The organism is Bradyrhizobium sp. 87 (assembly GCF_023073015.1).
In the GTDB taxonomy this organism is placed as follows: domain Bacteria; phylum Pseudomonadota; class Alphaproteobacteria; order Rhizobiales; family Xanthobacteraceae; genus Bradyrhizobium; species Bradyrhizobium canariense_D.
This window is the reverse complement of record NZ_JADPIQ010000002.1, coordinates 1-15,671: the sequence shown is the minus strand read 5'-3', so window position 1 is coordinate 15,671 and position 15,671 is coordinate 1. Positions and strand designations below refer to the sequence as shown.

Genomic DNA, 15,671 nt, shown 5'->3' with positions numbered 1-15,671 from the left:
GATCCCGAGGTTGCCGGTCCGGGCCGTTTGCCGCCCGATCGCCCTCTTGAAGGGCCGTGGGTGTGGCCCTCTCCGATGCTGAGGGGACCAGAACAACCGGACTCGCGGTGAGGACGGGCTGCACCGCGCTCTCATCCCGTTTCCGGCTATGCCGCCAGCTTCATGAAGCGGGCGACATCCTGGGCCGCGATCTGCACGCGGCTTGCAGCCCGAAGCGCATCGATCCCGAGCAGTCGTAGATCCTCATTGAAATCGCCAAGCCGTGGCGAGATCACGATCGCCTCGATCCCGGCCTCCTGCGTACGGTCGATCAAGGTCGCCATGGCGCCGTCACCGGCAGGATCGTCGTCGCGGGCGATGTAGAGCCGGCGGAGCGTGTTCGGGAAGAGCATGGCGGCAAGATGCGCGGCCGAGAGCGCCGCGAGCATTGGCATGGTCGGCAAGACGCACCTGAGCGAGAGCATCGTCTCGATGCCCTCGCCGGCCGCCATAACCTCGCCTGCTACGCCAAATCGAACAGCGTGACCGAGGAGATTGCCCATCGCCCGTCTCGGCGTGTCGATCGGCGCCTTGCCAAGCGTTGTCTCGCTGAAGCCGTCCGGGTCGAGCCAGGTGCGATGCGCGCCGGTCAGATGGCCGGAGAGATCGGTGACGGCGGCGATCATCGCCGGCCAGGTCTCGGTCAGGCTATGGTCGTCGGGTCGATAGTAGCAGCGCGGGTGAAAGCGCAGGCTTGCCGTGTCGTGCAAAGCCGTAATGCCGCGATTGCGGAGGTACGTTTCCACGAGTGTGCGCCCGATCGGATTCGACATGGCGACGAGTCGTCGTGCGGCCTCGGGCGATCCCGTTGGTACGGTCGATTTCGGGGACCGGGCGCGGTTCACCTCGGGCTCCGGTTCGGGACGCGGCATGCTGAGGAAGGAGCGGGCTTCGTCGGCGACGTCCTTGAAGTCGACCAGGCCGCAGCTTTCTCGGATCACGTCGAGCAGATCACCATGCTCGCCGGTCGCGGCGTCAGTAAACTTGCCAGCTCGTCCCTTTGCAGACTCCTTGAGCCGCACGAACATCGAGCGGCCGGGGCTGTTGCGCACATCGCCGACAAGCCAGTAGCCGCCTTGTCGTCGTCCTGCGGAGAGATAGTGGCGGCACACCGCCTCGGCGTCACGCGCGAGACGGCGGGCCAGCTCGGCAGCGTCGTAACGGCCCATCAGGCGGCCTCCCGCTCGCCGATGTGCGCGATCGGATAGCGGTCGAGCACCTTCGCCAACACGGCGGCGCCGGTCGCATCTGATGGCACGAACATGCGCAGCTTCCACGAGATGATCTCGCTGAAGAAGCCGTAGGCGCGCAGCCGGTCACGCATCGTGTCCGTGAAACCGGATAGCTCGATGCGGTGGGCGCCCATCACGCGGACGCGACGGAGCTGCAGGCTCTCGGCCAAATCGAGGACGGTCCGCCGCTCCATCAGCGCCGCAAAGGCCGCGTCCGGAGTCAAGTTGGTGGCCCCGGTCACCGACGCATTCGCCGCCCACGCCGGCGAGACCCTGCGGCCGATGATCCGTTCGCCATCGTCGGTCTGAAGCCGATAAACCCGGGTCGACTCGTTTGGAAGCCGCTTCCAGATCGGCAACAGCAGGCCGGCGACGATGTTGAGGGTGCTCTCGGCGAACTCTGGCACGTCGGCGACTTCGCCGTTCCATGCTGCGGCGAAAACCTCGCGCTCCACCGGCTGCCAGTGGCTCTCGTCCATCATCTTCAGCGAAGCATGATGGTGTTCCATGGGCCGGACCAGCCGCACGCGGCGTTCGATCTCGCCGTGATCGAGCATAAGGCTCGGCGCCGGAATTTGCACCGCGGCGCGGCCCGAGCGCTCGTTGACCAGCAGCACCGCGCGCGGGTCGGCGAGATAATCGAGCGCTTGATCCAGCGTCACGGGGCGATTGTGCCGGCGTTCGGTGATCGTGAGCAGCCGGGTTTCCGCGCCGGTCGCAGGATGCGTGTAGATCGAACGGCGGTCGGTGACGACGAAGCTCTCGGCCTGCAGTGTCTCGAGGCCAACATCGTAGACGCCACTGGCGATGGCGCCCTCGACCCTGGCGTTGAGCAACTGCTCGAAGGTCGTGAACAGCACACCTTGCAGGTCGATGGTGAGCGCGAGCAGGCGGTTCAGGAACGTCGTGATTGGCGGCAGGTCGTCCCTGATGCCGTTCGCGTCCATGAGCTTCAAGCCCGTGGCGTCCTCGAACATCTGGAGCGAGCAGCCATCGACCTTGCCGCGCACGAGCAGCAGATAGAGCTGGCGCAGCGCGTCTCGGGCATAGTGGCTTTCCAGATTGTCCTCAGGTCGGAACAGACCCTGGCCGCCGGTCTGGCGCTGGCCGCGCGTGATCGCCCCCAGCGTGTCGAGGCGGCGAGCGATGGTCGAGAGGAAGCGCTTTTCGGCCTTCACGTCGGTCGCGATCGGGCGGAAGAGCGGTGGCTGCGCCTGGTTGGTGCGGTTCGTTCGACCGAGACCCTGGATGGCGGCGTCGGCCTTCCAGCCGGGTTCGAGCAGATAGTGTACGCGCAGCCGCCGATTCCGCGCCGACAACTCGGCGTGATAGCTGCGCCCGGTGCCGCCGGCGTCCGAGAAGACAAGCACGCGCTTTTTGTCATCCATAAAGGCGGCGGTCTCTGCGAGATTGGCGGAGGCGGCACGGTTCTCGACGGCAAGGCGGCCACCCTTGCGCACCACGCGCCGCGATCGGCCGGTCACTTCCGCCACGAGGTCCGTGCCGAAACGCTGCACGATCTGGTCGAGCGCGCCGGGAACAGGCGGAAGCGAAGCGAGCCGCTCGATCAGCTCATTGCGGCGGGCGACGGCATCGCGGCTCTCGACCGGCTGGCCGTCGCGGAAGACGGGCCGGGACGAGAGATTGCCGTCGGCGTCGGTAAAGGGCTCATAGAGCTGCACCGGGAAGGAATGGGCGAGGTAGTCCAGCACGTACTCGCGCGGCGTGATGTCCACGCGCACGTCGTTCCATTCCTCGGTCGGGATTTCGGCGAGCCGCCGCTCCATCAGCGCCTCGCCAGTCGACACGATCTGGATGACGGCGGCATGGCCCTCGGCCAGATCCCGCTCGATCGAGCGGACCAGGGTCGGCGTCTTCATGCTGGTGAGCAGATGGCCGAAGAAGCGCTGCTTGGCGGACTCGAAGGCTGAGCGCGCGGCCGACTTCGCCTGACGATTGAGCGTGCCAGTCTCGCCGGTGATGTTGGTGGCCTGCATCGCCGCGTCGAGGTGATTGTGGATGACGCTGAAGGCACCGGCGTAGGCGTCGTAGATGCGCCGCTGCTCGTCGGTGAGCTGGTGCTCGACGAGCTCGTATTCGACGCCGTCGTAGGAAAGCGAGCGGGCGGTGTAGAGGCCGAGTGAGCGAAGGTCGCGGGAGAGCACCTCCATCGCCGCGACGCCGCCCTCCTCGATCGCCTCGACGAACTCGGCGCGCGTGGCGAACGGAAAATCCTCGCCGCCCCAGAGCCCAAGGCGCTGGGCGTAGGCGAGATTATGGACCGTGGTGGCGCCGGTCGCCGAGACATAAACGACGCGGGCATTGGGCAACGCATGCTGAAGGCGCAAGCCCGCACGCCCCTGCTGCGAGGGCGCGGCATCGCCCCGCTCGCCCTTGCCGCCACCGGCATTCTGCATGGCATGGCTCTCGTCGAAAATGATGACGCCGTTGAAGTCGGAGCCCAACCATTGAACAATCTGCCGGACGCGCGAAAGCTTCTCGCCGCGGTCGTCGGACCGCAGCGTAGCGTAGGTTAAAAATAGGACGCCTTCGGCCAACCGGATCTCGCGCCCTTGAGGGAAGCGCGAGAGCGGCGTGACGAGCAGGCGCTCCATGCCGAGCGCCGACCAGTCGCGCTGCGCGTCCTCGAGCAGCTTGTCGGACTTCGATATCCAGACCGCCTTGCGCCGGCCCTGCAGCCAGTTGTCGAGAATGATGCCGGCGGACTGACGCCCCTTGCCGGCGCCGGTCCCATCGCCGAGCATGAAGCCTCGACGGAAATGGACGGCGTTCGGTGCGTCGTCGCGGGCGGCCGTGACGAGATCGAAGGTCTCGTCAACCGTCCAGGCGCCGGCGAGATAGTTACCATGCGCCTCGCCGGCATAGATGACCGTCTCAAGCTGGGCATCTGAGAGGACGCCGCCGCTGACGAGGTTGGCCGGCAGCCGGGGCCTGTAGCTCGGCTTCGGCGGCGCGACCGAGGCCATCGCGGCCGACTGCACCAGCTTGGTCGGGTGCGCCTGCGCGCCGGGGATCCAGATCGATTGGAGCCGGTATTCTTCGTAGATGGCATCGCTGAGGCGCGCGCCCTCGGGCGGCGTCCAATCGATCGTCTCGTAGACAAGATCAACCGCTTCGGGGTCGGCAACCGACGCCTTGGCCGGCTGGGCGGCCGGCCGGGCGAGATAGCCGCGCACGGTGCGAGGCGCCGGCGAGGCTGAAACGGGAAGCGCGCTGGTTGATGCGACTGGCAAGCGAGCTGGAGCGTGCTCGCCGATCCAACGGAGCCGGGCAGCAGCAGAGCCAGGCGCTCGGCATCGTCGCGGCCGGCCTCAACCCGTATCGCAGCGCTCTCGACCGTTCGGGTCCGGCTACGCTCGGTCCGTCTACGCACCGCGGCATAAAGGTCCGACAGGGAGAGATAGCGCTCGTCCGCTGGCCGCGAGAACCATTCCGACGATACTCGGCCGACGCGCTCGCCGCGGGTCACGTCCACCTTATAGCCGCCGATGCGGTCGCGGCCAGCGCTCAGAACTTCGACTTGGGTCATGGGTCATCTCCATGACAGGCGCCGGAGGCCTCTCCTCCGTTCTTCAACCCGTCACAGCGAAGCCCGGCCGCCCTCTCACTCTAATGGGGGCATTGCGGGGTCTCCCCGCAGAAGGGGTCGGCCGAGACCAAAGGCTCGGGCGCAGGGGAAGGCTTTCCCCTCAAGGGTCTTCCCCCCCCCGGCATCCAGAATGTCTTCGGAGCACCAGGTCGCGTAACCCGATGGATCTGCTCGGAAAGTTTAGTGCACCGCAAACGAGGCGAACGGAAAATTGGGTCTCAGCTTGCGGGTACTACCACCATTTCCATACGGCAGCTTGACTTGATGTCCCGCACACCGTCAGAACGATCCTTCAGAAATCACCACGTCAGCGATTGAAACGAGAATGACGCTCGATATCAGGGGCAGCATCAAGAATACGAAGATTAGCTCGAACCCGTATGTTGTTTTCGAGGAACTGATCTCAAACGCGATCGACTCGTTCCTGATCCGCAAGCACGAGGATGAGGTCGCTGATCACGACATTTGGCTTCTGAGTGAGGAATACCATTACTACGATTACATCGCGTCAGACGTTCCGTTAGCGAGCATCCGTTGGAATGACAGCGAAAGTGTTTTCGAAAATGACATCGATCAGGAATTTCAAAAGCTGCTTGCCAAGCGCGCAGACGACAATGGCGGCAAGCGGCCAGACATTGCTCTATTCAGTAAAGAGGGCTCCGCCATTATCGTCGAGTTCAAGGCGCCGGGAGTATCGATGGACGAACATGTCGGCGACCTTTCAGAGTACGCGCATTTACTTGCGGCCAAGTCAGGGGCGGCTAAGGAAATTTTACGGATATCTCATCGGCGACACTGTCAATTCGTTGCGATTGAGCGGAACTCGGACTCCGTTTTCAGTCGGCCTGGGATGGTTTCAATCGAGCCCCCTTTTGGACCCTCGTACTCGGCAGCCATTGGGCGAGACCTATTTTGAGCTGCTTCACTTCGGCGATGTCATTAAGCGAGCAAAAAAGCGGATTGGCGCATACCAAGACAAGCTCAAGCTGAATCTAGATGAGACGGACCCGAAGTTAAGGTAGGTAGTAGGAGTGTTTTTCTCCGGGCAAAATCGTGAACGCCGACCAGATTTGGAGCGGCTGGCTCGATAGCATTCGGATTTCTTTTTGTTTTCAGGTCCGGCATGGAGGCTGCCCGCAGCCATCGATACCTCGTGTACCTGCGGCCTAGAGGCGCAAGTATTTTTACTACGATCCGTCACGCCATCCTGCGACTATCAACGAAAGTCGGCGCGCTAACTCGTCCGCGTTTGACGCGAGCTACGCGGGGCCATCGAGGATCCCGTTCTCTTCCGTCATTCTGGCTGTCAACATCTCAGCCATCTCGACCGTGACGTCTCCGGCGCCGGAGTGATGGAGAATGCAAATGTCGGACGCCAAATCCCTTACCCCCGAGGAAGTGTTTGCACGGTACCGTGGCGAGGTCACAGTGGGCACGCTGCGGAATTGACGCGCAATGCGAATCGGACCGCATGCGTCAAGATCGGCAAAGCCGTCTTATACCCAGTGGGTGAACTAGACGCGTGGGATAGAACAAAATTTGTAGTTTGTAGTGCGTCGAAAGGACTGGACGTGAGCTAGCGTTTGGGGCACTTCCCCAGCATGCGATTCGGGATAAGCTTGCGCCGAATTGCGGGACGATCCGCACAATAGCATTAATCGGGTTTTTTGTTTTGAAAGCCGAGCGCGGGGTCCGGCTTGTGCCGATGTGCGACGTTCATGTTATTTCGTTTTCAGCTCTCAATACTTAAAATTCTCGCCGGCCAACCGGATGGTCGAGCCACTCTCGGTGTCCTGAAGGATTACCTAGTGGAGCGACTCTAACGCTTGTTTCCCGCGTTTGACAGCGGCGAGGACGCGCTTTGGATCGGCGGTCCATACGAAGGGTTTGGGATCGGCGTTTGTCTCGGCGACGAAGCGGTTGATGGCGACTTGCAGGTCAACGACGGATCGGAACACGCCTCGCTTGAGGCGACGGCGCGTGAGCTTGGCGAAGAAGCCTTCGACCGCATTGAGCCAGGATGCAGAGGTCGGGGTGAAGTGGAACGTCCAGCGGGGATGCCGAGCCAGCCATTGGCGTACCCTCGGATGCTTGTGGGTCGCATAGTTGTCGACGATGGCGTGGATTACTTTCCCTGCCGGGACCTGCTCCTCGATCGTGTTGAGGAAGCGAATGAACTCCTGGTGGCGATGACGCTGCATTTGCGGCCGATGACGGTGCCGTCGAGGATGTTGAGGGCAGCGAACAGCGTGGTGGTGCCGTGACGTTTGTAGTCGTGGGTCATCGTGCCGGCACGGCCCGGCTTCATCGGCAACCCTGGCTGGGTGCGGTCGAGCGTCTGAATCTGGCTCTTTTCGTCGACTGAGAGGACGACCGCATGGGCGGGAGGATCGACATAGAGGCCGACGACGTCCTTGAGTTTCTCGGCGAACTTCGGGTCGTTCGACAGCTTGAACGTACGGATGCGATGCGGCGCGAGTTGGTGGGCTTCGAGGATACGCTGCACCGAACGCAGGCTCACCCCTGCGGCTTTCGCCAGCATCCGGCCGGTCCAGTGGGTTGTTTCTCCCGGCGGCGGCCCGAGCGCCAGGTCGACCACTCTCTGCACGGTGCCCGTCGGCAGCGGTGGTTTGACGGGCTTTCGCGTCTTGTCGCGCGTTAGCCCTTCGACACCCTCCGCCATGAACCGGGCCTGCCATCTCCACACCACGGGCTTGGATTTGCCCGAGCGGCGCATGATCTCGGCGGTGCCACAGCCGTCGGCAGTGGCAAGAATGATGTTGGCCCGCCACACATGCTTCTGAGGTGCGCTGCGATCCGAGACGATCGCCTCAAGCCGATGGCGGTCCGCCCGGGTGACCTTTACGACAGTTCCTGCTCTCATGCCCAGAGCTTGAACTGCTTCGGTCGATTTGGGAATCGTCCGAATGAATCAGACCACTAGCGGTGCTCTACACCAGCGGTCCGGAGTGGACGGCTCGTATGAGGCGATTGGCAAAGCGGGGCGCGAGATCTCGATATTTCCGGACAGAAGCTGGTCGCGCGTGAGTCCGGCGAGTGGATCATAACGGAAGAGGGGCAGGCCTATCTTGCTTCGCTGGAAGAGGAAAGCGTACTGGGCCACTCAGGAGAGAACGTTCGAAGAGATTATTGAGGATCTGGCGGCCTACGTCGTGGCGCTGCTGCTCTTGTTGATCCGGCCATCGGGCCTGTTCCGACAGAAGCTGGTGGAGAGGGTTAGAGAATGGCCACTCTCACGCAGCGAAATCGAGCTGGCCCGTTGCCGAGTGCTGTGGACAAGTATCGCAATCGTCGTCGGCCATGGCGCCGTATCTCTCATCCAGGCGGCCTTACGTAAGATTCTACCCAGAATGCGATACTCGACTTCGGTCAAACGGCGGTTGCGGTTTGCTAATCTAGTGCGCTGGATTTGACACGATGATCCCGGCTTCGACGGCGTAGGTGAGAATGACGCCGAGCAACGCGACTGTTTGCGTACCGTTCCCGCCCCCCACGTACGATGGCGCTGCTGCACAGCCTAAGTGAACAGTTTAGCGATCTCCGCCAGGGGCAGGAAAAGCTGTCGTCCAGACGACACTAGTCGCCGAAAATTATGCACCTCGTAAAAGTTCCTTGAGGCATCTTTGTTGGCCTCAACTATCAAAGCATAAGTGCATTTTTGGCTGAGCAGCGCTCGGCTGAGCGCATCTATCAACATGAATCTTCCCAAGCCGCATCCACGCACGCTGTAGTCTACGGCAAGACGCGCCATCAAGATTGCAGGCACCAAGGGATGGCCCGGAATCTTTTTGGCCATCGGTAAGGGCAGATCCACCAGAGAAACAGAGGTCGCCTCGAGGGTATAAAACCCAATAACTTTCTGCCTCTCTCGGGATAGCACGAAGCAGGAAGCTAAGTGTGTCCGATCACCGTGACCAGAGTGAGCCTTAAGATATCGATCAAGCGATTCAACGCGACTATCAAACCGCGAGCGATCATGGATGGTGCTGAGTGGATCGACACGGAGGTTGCGGTCGGACAGCTTAGTGATCCAGATTTCGAATGTGGCGTTGCGCAGCCGCTTTGAAACGCGCCGATGGCTCTCGCGGCCGCAGGATAGCCTCGGCAAATGCGCGGCTTTCCTCCGCCGTAAGTCGAATCATCCGCATGTCTTCAATAGTACGGACAGCGGCATCGTGGACGCTGCCGATCACAAAGTCCGTCAGCGTGCGACCTTGCAACTCGGCCGCACGTAGGAACAGGTCCTTCTGCTCGGCAGAAATCCGGGCCTCCAGCCGCTCACTTCGTGTGGGGGACAGCCTTTTCACTCCTGCAGTCCGGCGAGCCATTGCCTTCATCCTTGTAGAGCGATTAATGTACGGCTAGGAGCCGGACGTAGCAAGGAGGCTCCCCCGGTGACACCTGTGGGTCTGGCTATAACCCGCGGCGAGGTCACCAGCGAGGCCGGAATAGAACCCCGTTGGGAAGAGTGGACGAGGATTAGTGCCGAAAGCCAGCGAAGTGCCAAATGGATGGCTGATGGTCCGCGTCGATCAAGCGGGGTCCGTCCGTCTTGGCCGTCAGCGCTCACCCGACAAGCACACTGGTCGGAACGCAACCAAATATTTGCGCGCCGCGAACATCACGCCCGAAGGCATCGATCTCAAAGATCTGCTAGAGATGGATTTCACCGCTGCGGAACGTGCGACCTTTGCGCTGCGCGTCGGCGACGTTCTTCTGACTGAGGCGTCGGGAAGCGCTGCACAGGTCGGACGAGCCGGCCTCTGGCGGGGCGAAATCGAAAACTGTTGTTATCAAAACACGGTCATTAGGTTCAGACCACACCTTGCTCTGCCCGAATATGCAATGGTGGCATTCCAGCATTTTAGTGTGTCAGGCGTATTCGCACGCGTCGCACGTGGCGTGGGAATACAACATTTGGGTGCCTCTCGCTTCGCCGAGCTTGCGTTCCCACTGCCTCCTCTCAATGAGCAGCGCCGAATTGCAGAGGTGACTAAACGGCGGCGCGCGGAGATCCGCGAGGCTAGAAATCGACTGCAATCTGCTCTTGCCCACCTCAACGAGCAGGTTCGTGAGACTATGGCGGCAGCTATTGCCGGCGAACTCGCACCGCAGAGATCGGTGGTTGGCAGCCACGAGCAAGCGAGCCCGGAGCGATCGCGCACTTCATCTCGGCAGCCCCGACGGAAGGCAGAGCCACCCAGCCTGTTCAACTATGCCGAACGCGATGGGAACGATATTGAAGTGGCCGCGGGACCGCTGCCGTCCAACTGGAGGTGGGCGAACGTTGGCGACGTGGGCAACGTCACGGTCGGCCGTCAACGCTCGCCTGGCAAGCACACCGGCCGGCACGCGACAAAATACGTACGTGCCGCGAATATCACGCCTCACGGCCTAGATCTCACCGACCTGCTCGAAATGGATTTCACCCCAGCGGAACGTGAAATTTTTGCGCTGCAGGTCAACGATGTGCTCCTGACCGAAGCCTCAGGAAGCGGAGCGCAGGTTGGCCGGGCAGCACTATGGAAGGGAGAAGTTGACAACTGCTGCTTCCAAAATACGGTCATCCGCTTCAGGCCGCACTCGGTGACGCCGGAGTATGCTTTATTGGTGTTTCAGCACTACGGCGCATCTGGCATTTTCGCTCAGGCGGCTCGCGGAGTCGGTATTCAACACCTCGGAGCCTCGCGCTTCGCAGCTCTTCCGTTCCCGTTACCGCCCCTCGAAGAGCAAGCGCGTATTGTAGATGAAGCCCGAAGCCGATTGGACGGTGCAGCGCTTCAGATTGAAGCGGTCAACACATCGCTCAGTCGCTTACCCGAGATGGAGAAGGAGCTGCTCGCCGCAGCAGTGGGTGGAGAACTTACACCCCAAGATCCCACCGACGAGCCAGCGACAGCTCTCTTGGAGCGGCTTGGGCCACCGCAGCGAGACATGGCCACATACCGACCAGCCGATGTTGAAAGCGGAGAGACTCCCATGTCCACCAAACGAGCATCGCCGAGCCAGAAACTTCCCTTAACTTCGGACCTGGCTGCGGTCTTACGCGAAGCCGGTCGGCCTCTATCGTTGCCTGAGCTTTTTAGCCAAGCAGGCTTCGATAGGGATCAGCCTGAGCACGTTGAAGTCTTCTATCTCGCACTGAGGACGCAGCTTGGCCAGACCATTCGCAAGATAGGTCATGATATAGAAAATGCCGAGTTGGAGGCGATTAATGCGCCTTGACGAGGTCACCATCGGAGAATTCAAGAATCTCCGAGACTTGCGGGTTGATTTTGACGAGAGCTCTTCTTACACCGTGCTGGTTGGCGAGAACGGCGCGGGTAAATCGAATTTGATCGAGGCCTTGTCGCTGATCTTCCGCAATCTCGATCTGGATCAGGAAGCCCCGTTCACATACCATATCAAATACCGATGCCGCGATCACGACGTCGAAGTGCGCGCTCAGGCAGATCAACATCCGCTGTTCTGGTCTAAGGACCATTCAGAACAAGAATACAGCGAGCTACCGCGCAAGCGTTTCATGGCGGAAGATGCCGATGGTCGCCCTATCTATCGGCCGGCTTTCGTGTTCGGCTACTATTCCGGACCGAGTGACAGGCTTGCCTCGATATTCGAGAAGCACCGGGAGCGGTATTATAGCTGGATTATCAAAGCCCCGGCTCAACGAGGCAGGAAATTAGCTGATCCAAACAGTCTACGACGCCTATTTTACGCGCAAACTCTTCACGGTCAGTTCGCACTCATCGCGTTCTTCATGGAAATGACGATCGCATCGGATGACGACCGTTCTTTTTTGCGCGACCAGCTTCAGATTGACGGTCTCGATAGCGTTCTGTTCGCCCTCAAGCGCCCCCCATGGAACCGCAAGGGCGGCGATCCACGTTTCTGGAACGCCGTCGGCGAGGTTCAGGAATTTCTTAGCCGTCTTTACGAAAGGGCTATGTTGCCGATCCGGATGGGTCGGCGCATCGCCGTTGACCTCACCAAAAACCCCACTGTCGAGAACCTGTACCTATTCCTAGCCCAACCCGAAGCACTGACCGAGGTCTATAAATCCTACGGCAATCAGTATGCATTTTTTACCGCGCTTGAAAGTACACACCTCTCTAAGGTATTAGGTGAGGTGCGAACGCGCGTTCGCATGACGCCCGCCGCCGGCGGTGGCGAGGTTACTTATCGCGATCTTAGCGAAGGTGAGCAGCAACTTCTCCTTGTCCTCGGTCTACTGAAATTCACCGCGCGCGACGAAGCTCTCTTTCTACTCGACGAGCCCGACACCCACCTCAACCCGGCTTGGAGCACCCAGTATCTAACTTTCTTGGACCGCTTCATTCGCGGCCGGGACAGCTGCCATATCGTCATGTCGACACATGACCCGCTAGTCTTCGCCGGCCTGGAGAGGGCACAGGTGCAAATATTTCGGCGAGACGATCACGGGCGTGCCATTGCCGAGCTTCCCGATCAGGATCCGCGCGGAATGGGAGTCGCGGCCATTCTGACCAGCGACCTCTTTCGTCTGCGATCGACGCTTGATCCAAAGACACAGGCAGACCTCGACCGTCAACGTATCCTTGCGATGAAGTCCGCACTCACGCCTGCGGAAGAGGAGGAAATGCGGCTCCTAAAGGAGGACTTGCGGGGACGCGGCTTTGACCAAACGATCAGAGATCCTCTCTACCACCAATTCCTGAAAGCATGGACTGAACACGAAGATCCAGCGTGGCGACAAGCCGTAGAATTAACTCCGGAGCAACGTGAGCAACGCGCGCAGCTCGCAGCGCGGATCGTCGCCGAACTTCGACGTGAGAGTGGGGCGCATTGAGCGAGATGCGTTTCATCAACCTCGAGGCGATTGTTCCCCATATCCGTGACCTGTTGGCGGACTTAAATGCCGCGCAGCAGGCAGTCGTGGCTGAGGCCGATCCGAAGCGCCGAGCCGCGCTAATCAACAACCATCAGGCGCGCTGGACAGCGCTCCGGGAGGCATTCGAAACGGTCTCGTTCGGCAAATGTTGGTACACCGAATGCAAGACCCCGGGTGCGGACAACGATATCGATCACTTTCGGCCGAAACTCGCGGTGAAGGAGGATCGGGGTCATCCCGGCTACTATTGGCTTGCTTTCGACTGGCGAAACATGCGCCTCAGCTGCCAACGTGCGAACCGACCTCGGCGTACGCCAGGCACGAGGATAGTTGGCGGCAAAGCTGATCACTTTCCACTTCTTCCGGCGGGAGTTCGAGCGTCTGCCCCTACAGACAATATCAACCTAGAATGCCCAGCGCTGCTCGATCCTACCCATCCCGGTGATCCGATCTTGCTATCGTTCAAACCGAATGGTGAAATCGATCTTTCTCCAGAATATCGAAACAATCCAATCGCCGAAGCCAAGATCGACGCGAGCCGTTTAGGTCTGCATCTAAATTGGCCGAAGTTCGTAGATGCCCGCGTGACGCTGTACAACCTCGTCGAGCGCACTGTTGAAAGGGGCCAGCGTGAGGCTCCACCCGATTTCAACGGTATGCCTGTGGCCAGTGAGGCTTTTAAGGATTCCATTCGGGACCTGCATAGTTTCATGGATCAGCGTGAAGAATACTCGTCTGCTGCGCGGGTATACGTCGAATCCTTCAGACATGTCTGGTGGGTACGTGACGTTGTACTGAGATTGCCCCAATGACAGACAGCCGCGCAAGTTCTGAGGGAGCAACTGCTCTCATCCGAAAACTCTGGCAGTACTGCAACGTTCTGCGAGACGATGGCCTCTCGTACCCTGATTACGTTGAGCAACTGACGTATCTGCTGTTTCTGAAAATGGCAGACGAGCAAGAAGGTGGCCTTGTTCCGAAGAAATATGGGTGGCGCTCGTTGGACGGCCTCGACGCGGAGGCGATGCATCACCAATACGCCCGCATTTTGGCCGCTCTAGGCAAGCATGGCGGCATGCTCGGCCTCATCTTTGGAAACGCGAAAAACAAAATTCGCGATCCAGCAAAGCTTCGCCTTCTAATCGTGGACCTCATCGGGCAGACGGAGTGGACCGGCTTATCAACCGATGTGAAGGGCGATGCTTATGAGGGACTTCTCGAGAAGAACGCGCGTGACACCAAAAGCGGTGCGGGCCAATATTTCACGCCACGCCCGCTGATCGAAGCGATTGTGGAATGCGTCAACCCACAACTCGGTGAAATTGTCTGCGACCCAGCATGTGGAACCGCGGGTTTCCTCCTAGCTGCGCACGATTATCTGCATCGCACAAATCCACGAATGACGCGCAACCAGCGAACCAAACTAGCTACCAAATCCATTCGTGGTGTCGAACTCGTCGAGGAGGTTGCGCGGCTCGCGACGATGAACCTTCTGCTTCACGGTGTAGGTGGCAACGACGACGACGAACTGCCGATCGCGTGCGAGGACAGTTTAAAAGAACCGCCGAAAGTCCAGGCCAATGTCGTCCTAACCAATCCGCCCTTCGGTACCAAGGGGAGTGTAACCTACGCCCAAGAGCACCGCGGACCGCGGAATGACGATACACTGACGATTGTCCGTCCCGATTTTTGGGTGCAGACGGCCAACAAGCAACTGAATTTCTTGCAGCACATCTTCGCACTACTGAAGCCGGGTGGTCGAGCGGCTGTTGTTGTTCCTGACAATGTCCTCTTTGAAACCGGAGCCGCATCTGCAGTTCGGCGACGTCTTCTAGAATCCTGCCGAGTTCACGCCTTGCTTCGCCTCCCGTCGGGGCTGTTTTATGCTCAGGGCGTCAAGTCAAACGTCATATTCTTTGACAAGCCGCGCAACTTGAAATCGGATCGTCCTGTCGAACGGATCTGGGTTTACAACCTTCGCTCGGATAAGCGCTTCTCCTTAAAGACGAAGCCCCTACAACGAGACGATTTACGAGAATTCGTAACACTGTTCAGGGCAGGATTCCAATCCGACACTCAAGTAGCTGACGCACAGGCTGCGGCGCGCCTCCGAAGCTTCGGCATGGACCAAATCCTATCGACCCCGGACTGCCGTTTGGACTTAGCATGGGACGATCCTTCCATACAGCAGCGTACGCCGGGCCTTGCGCGACTGGAGGAAATTTCGCGGCTCGTTGCTGATGATCTCCAGAGAGCCCTTGCTCTGATTTCTAAACCGCCGGCCAGTTGATACAGTCCTTCCACGGCGATATCGCGGGGACGGACAATTCTTCCTCAACGCTGCTTGCCGGGATAGTAGCGATGGGGCCAGCACCGAATTCCTGAGTGCGCTCACCGGAATCATTCGTGGCGGTGAGCGCGCAATACCGCCAAGGCTTCAACTACCGACCTTTCAACCGATGGGGTTCGGCCTTCCGTACAGTGAGGGCCTCACGGTGAGTCACGACGCGGCCGATTATCGGTATGCCCTGTTTCTGATGGCCTGGCGCTGCTCAGCAATCCGTTCCGCGGTCGCTTCCGCGAGGTTGGTATCTGGTCGCGACGGGCTATCTTTGCGCTGAGCGGCGTCATTCTAGGACGACCTTGAAGGCGGGATACGGTCGTCGGAAAGCTGCAAGCACTCTATCGCGTGCCTGGTCCATTCGCGAGTTGCTGCCTCGGTAAGCATGAAGGTTGGGCAAATGGGATTCCCGCAGCTGCAGGGCTTGATTTCTCCGGAGGGCAGCAGCGCTTTGAATCGGCGGTAAGCGTCGCTCTGAGGCCCATTTGATTGGTGCTTGACGTCTATTTTGAACGCGTGGTGCGCCGGCGCGGCTTCCATATTTCCGACAATGCGTTGACG

8 protein-coding genes and 5 pseudogenes are annotated in these 15,671 nt (G+C 60.1%); 6 read left to right on the top strand and 7 right to left on the bottom strand.

Annotated features, from left to right (window positions below; genetic code table 11):
• Window positions 1–146: 146 nt before the first annotated feature.
• The 3 genes and pseudogenes from IVB50_RS00070 to IVB50_RS00060 form a co-directional block, all read right to left on the bottom strand.
• Window positions 147–1,208 (bottom strand): toprim domain-containing protein, encoded by a 1,062-nt coding sequence (locus IVB50_RS00070; RefSeq protein WP_018457249.1) that lies wholly within the window; start codon window positions 1,206–1,208, stop codon window positions 147–149.
• Window positions 1,208–4,534, bottom strand: a pseudogene (locus IVB50_RS00065) (strawberry notch family protein); the annotation flags it as partial. The gene IVB50_RS00070 and the pseudogene IVB50_RS00065, both read right to left, overlap by 1 nt.
• A 20-nt stretch (window positions 4,535–4,554) precedes the next feature.
• Window positions 4,555–4,821, bottom strand: a pseudogene (locus tag IVB50_RS00060) (DUF932 domain-containing protein); the annotation flags it as partial.
• A gap of 385 nt (window positions 4,822–5,206) precedes the next feature.
• Between IVB50_RS00060 and IVB50_RS00055 the strand changes: the two are divergent.
• Window positions 5,207–5,797: a hypothetical protein gene (locus IVB50_RS00055; RefSeq protein WP_018457251.1), complete on the top strand. Its 591-nt coding sequence runs from the start codon at window positions 5,207–5,209 to the stop codon at window positions 5,795–5,797.
• A gap of 449 nt (window positions 5,798–6,246) precedes the next feature.
• Window positions 6,247–6,461: pseudogene (locus IVB50_RS00050) on the top strand (DNA-binding protein).
• A gap of 225 nt (window positions 6,462–6,686) precedes the next feature.
• Here IVB50_RS00050 and IVB50_RS00045 read toward each other — a convergent pair.
• The 4 genes and pseudogenes from IVB50_RS00045 to IVB50_RS00030 all read right to left on the bottom strand — a co-directional run bounded on the left by IVB50_RS00045 (window position 6,687) and on the right by IVB50_RS00030 (window position 9,230).
• A pseudogene (locus tag IVB50_RS00045) lies at window positions 6,687–7,765 on the bottom strand (IS630 family transposase).
• A 459-nt stretch (window positions 7,766–8,224) separates the two neighbouring features.
• Window positions 8,225–8,402 (bottom strand): annotated as a pseudogene (locus IVB50_RS00040) (integrase); the annotation flags it as partial.
• 17 nt (window positions 8,403–8,419) lie between these two features.
• A complete protein-coding gene (locus tag IVB50_RS42120; RefSeq protein ID WP_083926471.1) occupies window positions 8,420–9,010 on the bottom strand; it encodes a GNAT family N-acetyltransferase in 591 nt (196 codons plus the stop codon).
• Window positions 8,925–9,230 (bottom strand): DUF1778 domain-containing protein, encoded by a 306-nt coding sequence (locus IVB50_RS00030; RefSeq protein WP_157643005.1) that lies wholly within the window; start codon window positions 9,228–9,230, stop codon window positions 8,925–8,927. The genes IVB50_RS42120 and IVB50_RS00030 overlap by 86 nt, the downstream gene beginning before the upstream one ends.
• A gap of 154 nt (window positions 9,231–9,384) precedes the next feature.
• On the opposite strand from IVB50_RS00030, the gene IVB50_RS00025 reads away from it, so the two are divergent.
• From IVB50_RS00025 to IVB50_RS00010, 4 genes are read left to right on the top strand one after another with little or no spacing between them, the layout of a single operon-like run.
• Entirely contained in the window at window positions 9,385–11,127 is a 1,743-nt protein-coding gene (locus IVB50_RS00025) for a restriction endonuclease subunit S (protein WP_157643006.1), read from the top strand.
• Window positions 11,117–12,727, top strand: coding sequence for an AAA family ATPase (locus IVB50_RS00020; protein ID WP_018457256.1), 1,611 nt, complete (start codon window positions 11,117–11,119; stop codon window positions 12,725–12,727). Before IVB50_RS00025 ends, IVB50_RS00020 begins: the two co-directional genes overlap by 11 nt.
• A gap of 5 nt (window positions 12,728–12,732) precedes the next feature.
• Window positions 12,733–13,581 (top strand): hypothetical protein, encoded by an 849-nt coding sequence (locus IVB50_RS00015; RefSeq protein ID WP_245288461.1) that lies wholly within the window; start codon window positions 12,733–12,735, stop codon window positions 13,579–13,581.
• Complete coding sequence (locus tag IVB50_RS00010; RefSeq protein WP_018457258.1) at window positions 13,578–15,059, top strand: class I SAM-dependent DNA methyltransferase; 1,482 nt, start codon at window positions 13,578–13,580, stop codon at window positions 15,057–15,059. Before IVB50_RS00015 ends, IVB50_RS00010 begins: the two co-directional genes overlap by 4 nt.
• Window positions 15,060–15,671: the final 612 nt, after the last annotated feature.

Excerpts from the sequence above, each read along its gene's own strand:
- IVB50_RS00070 (WP_018457249.1), bottom strand. The coding sequence starts at position 1,208 with ATGGGCCGTTACGACGCTGCCGAGCTGGCCCGCCGTCTCGCGCGTGAC.
- IVB50_RS00055 (WP_018457251.1), top strand. The coding sequence starts at position 5,207 with ATGACGCTCGATATCAGGGGCAGCATCAAGAATACGAAGATTAGCTCG.
- IVB50_RS00030 (WP_157643005.1), bottom strand. The coding sequence starts at position 9,230 with ATGGCTCGCCGGACTGCAGGAGTGAAAAGGCTGTCCCCCACACGAAGT.
- IVB50_RS00020 (WP_018457256.1), top strand. The coding sequence starts at position 11,117 with ATGCGCCTTGACGAGGTCACCATCGGAGAATTCAAGAATCTCCGAGAC.
- IVB50_RS00015 (WP_245288461.1), top strand. The coding sequence starts at position 12,733 with ATGCGTTTCATCAACCTCGAGGCGATTGTTCCCCATATCCGTGACCTG.
- IVB50_RS00010 (WP_018457258.1), top strand. The coding sequence starts at position 13,578 with ATGACAGACAGCCGCGCAAGTTCTGAGGGAGCAACTGCTCTCATCCGA.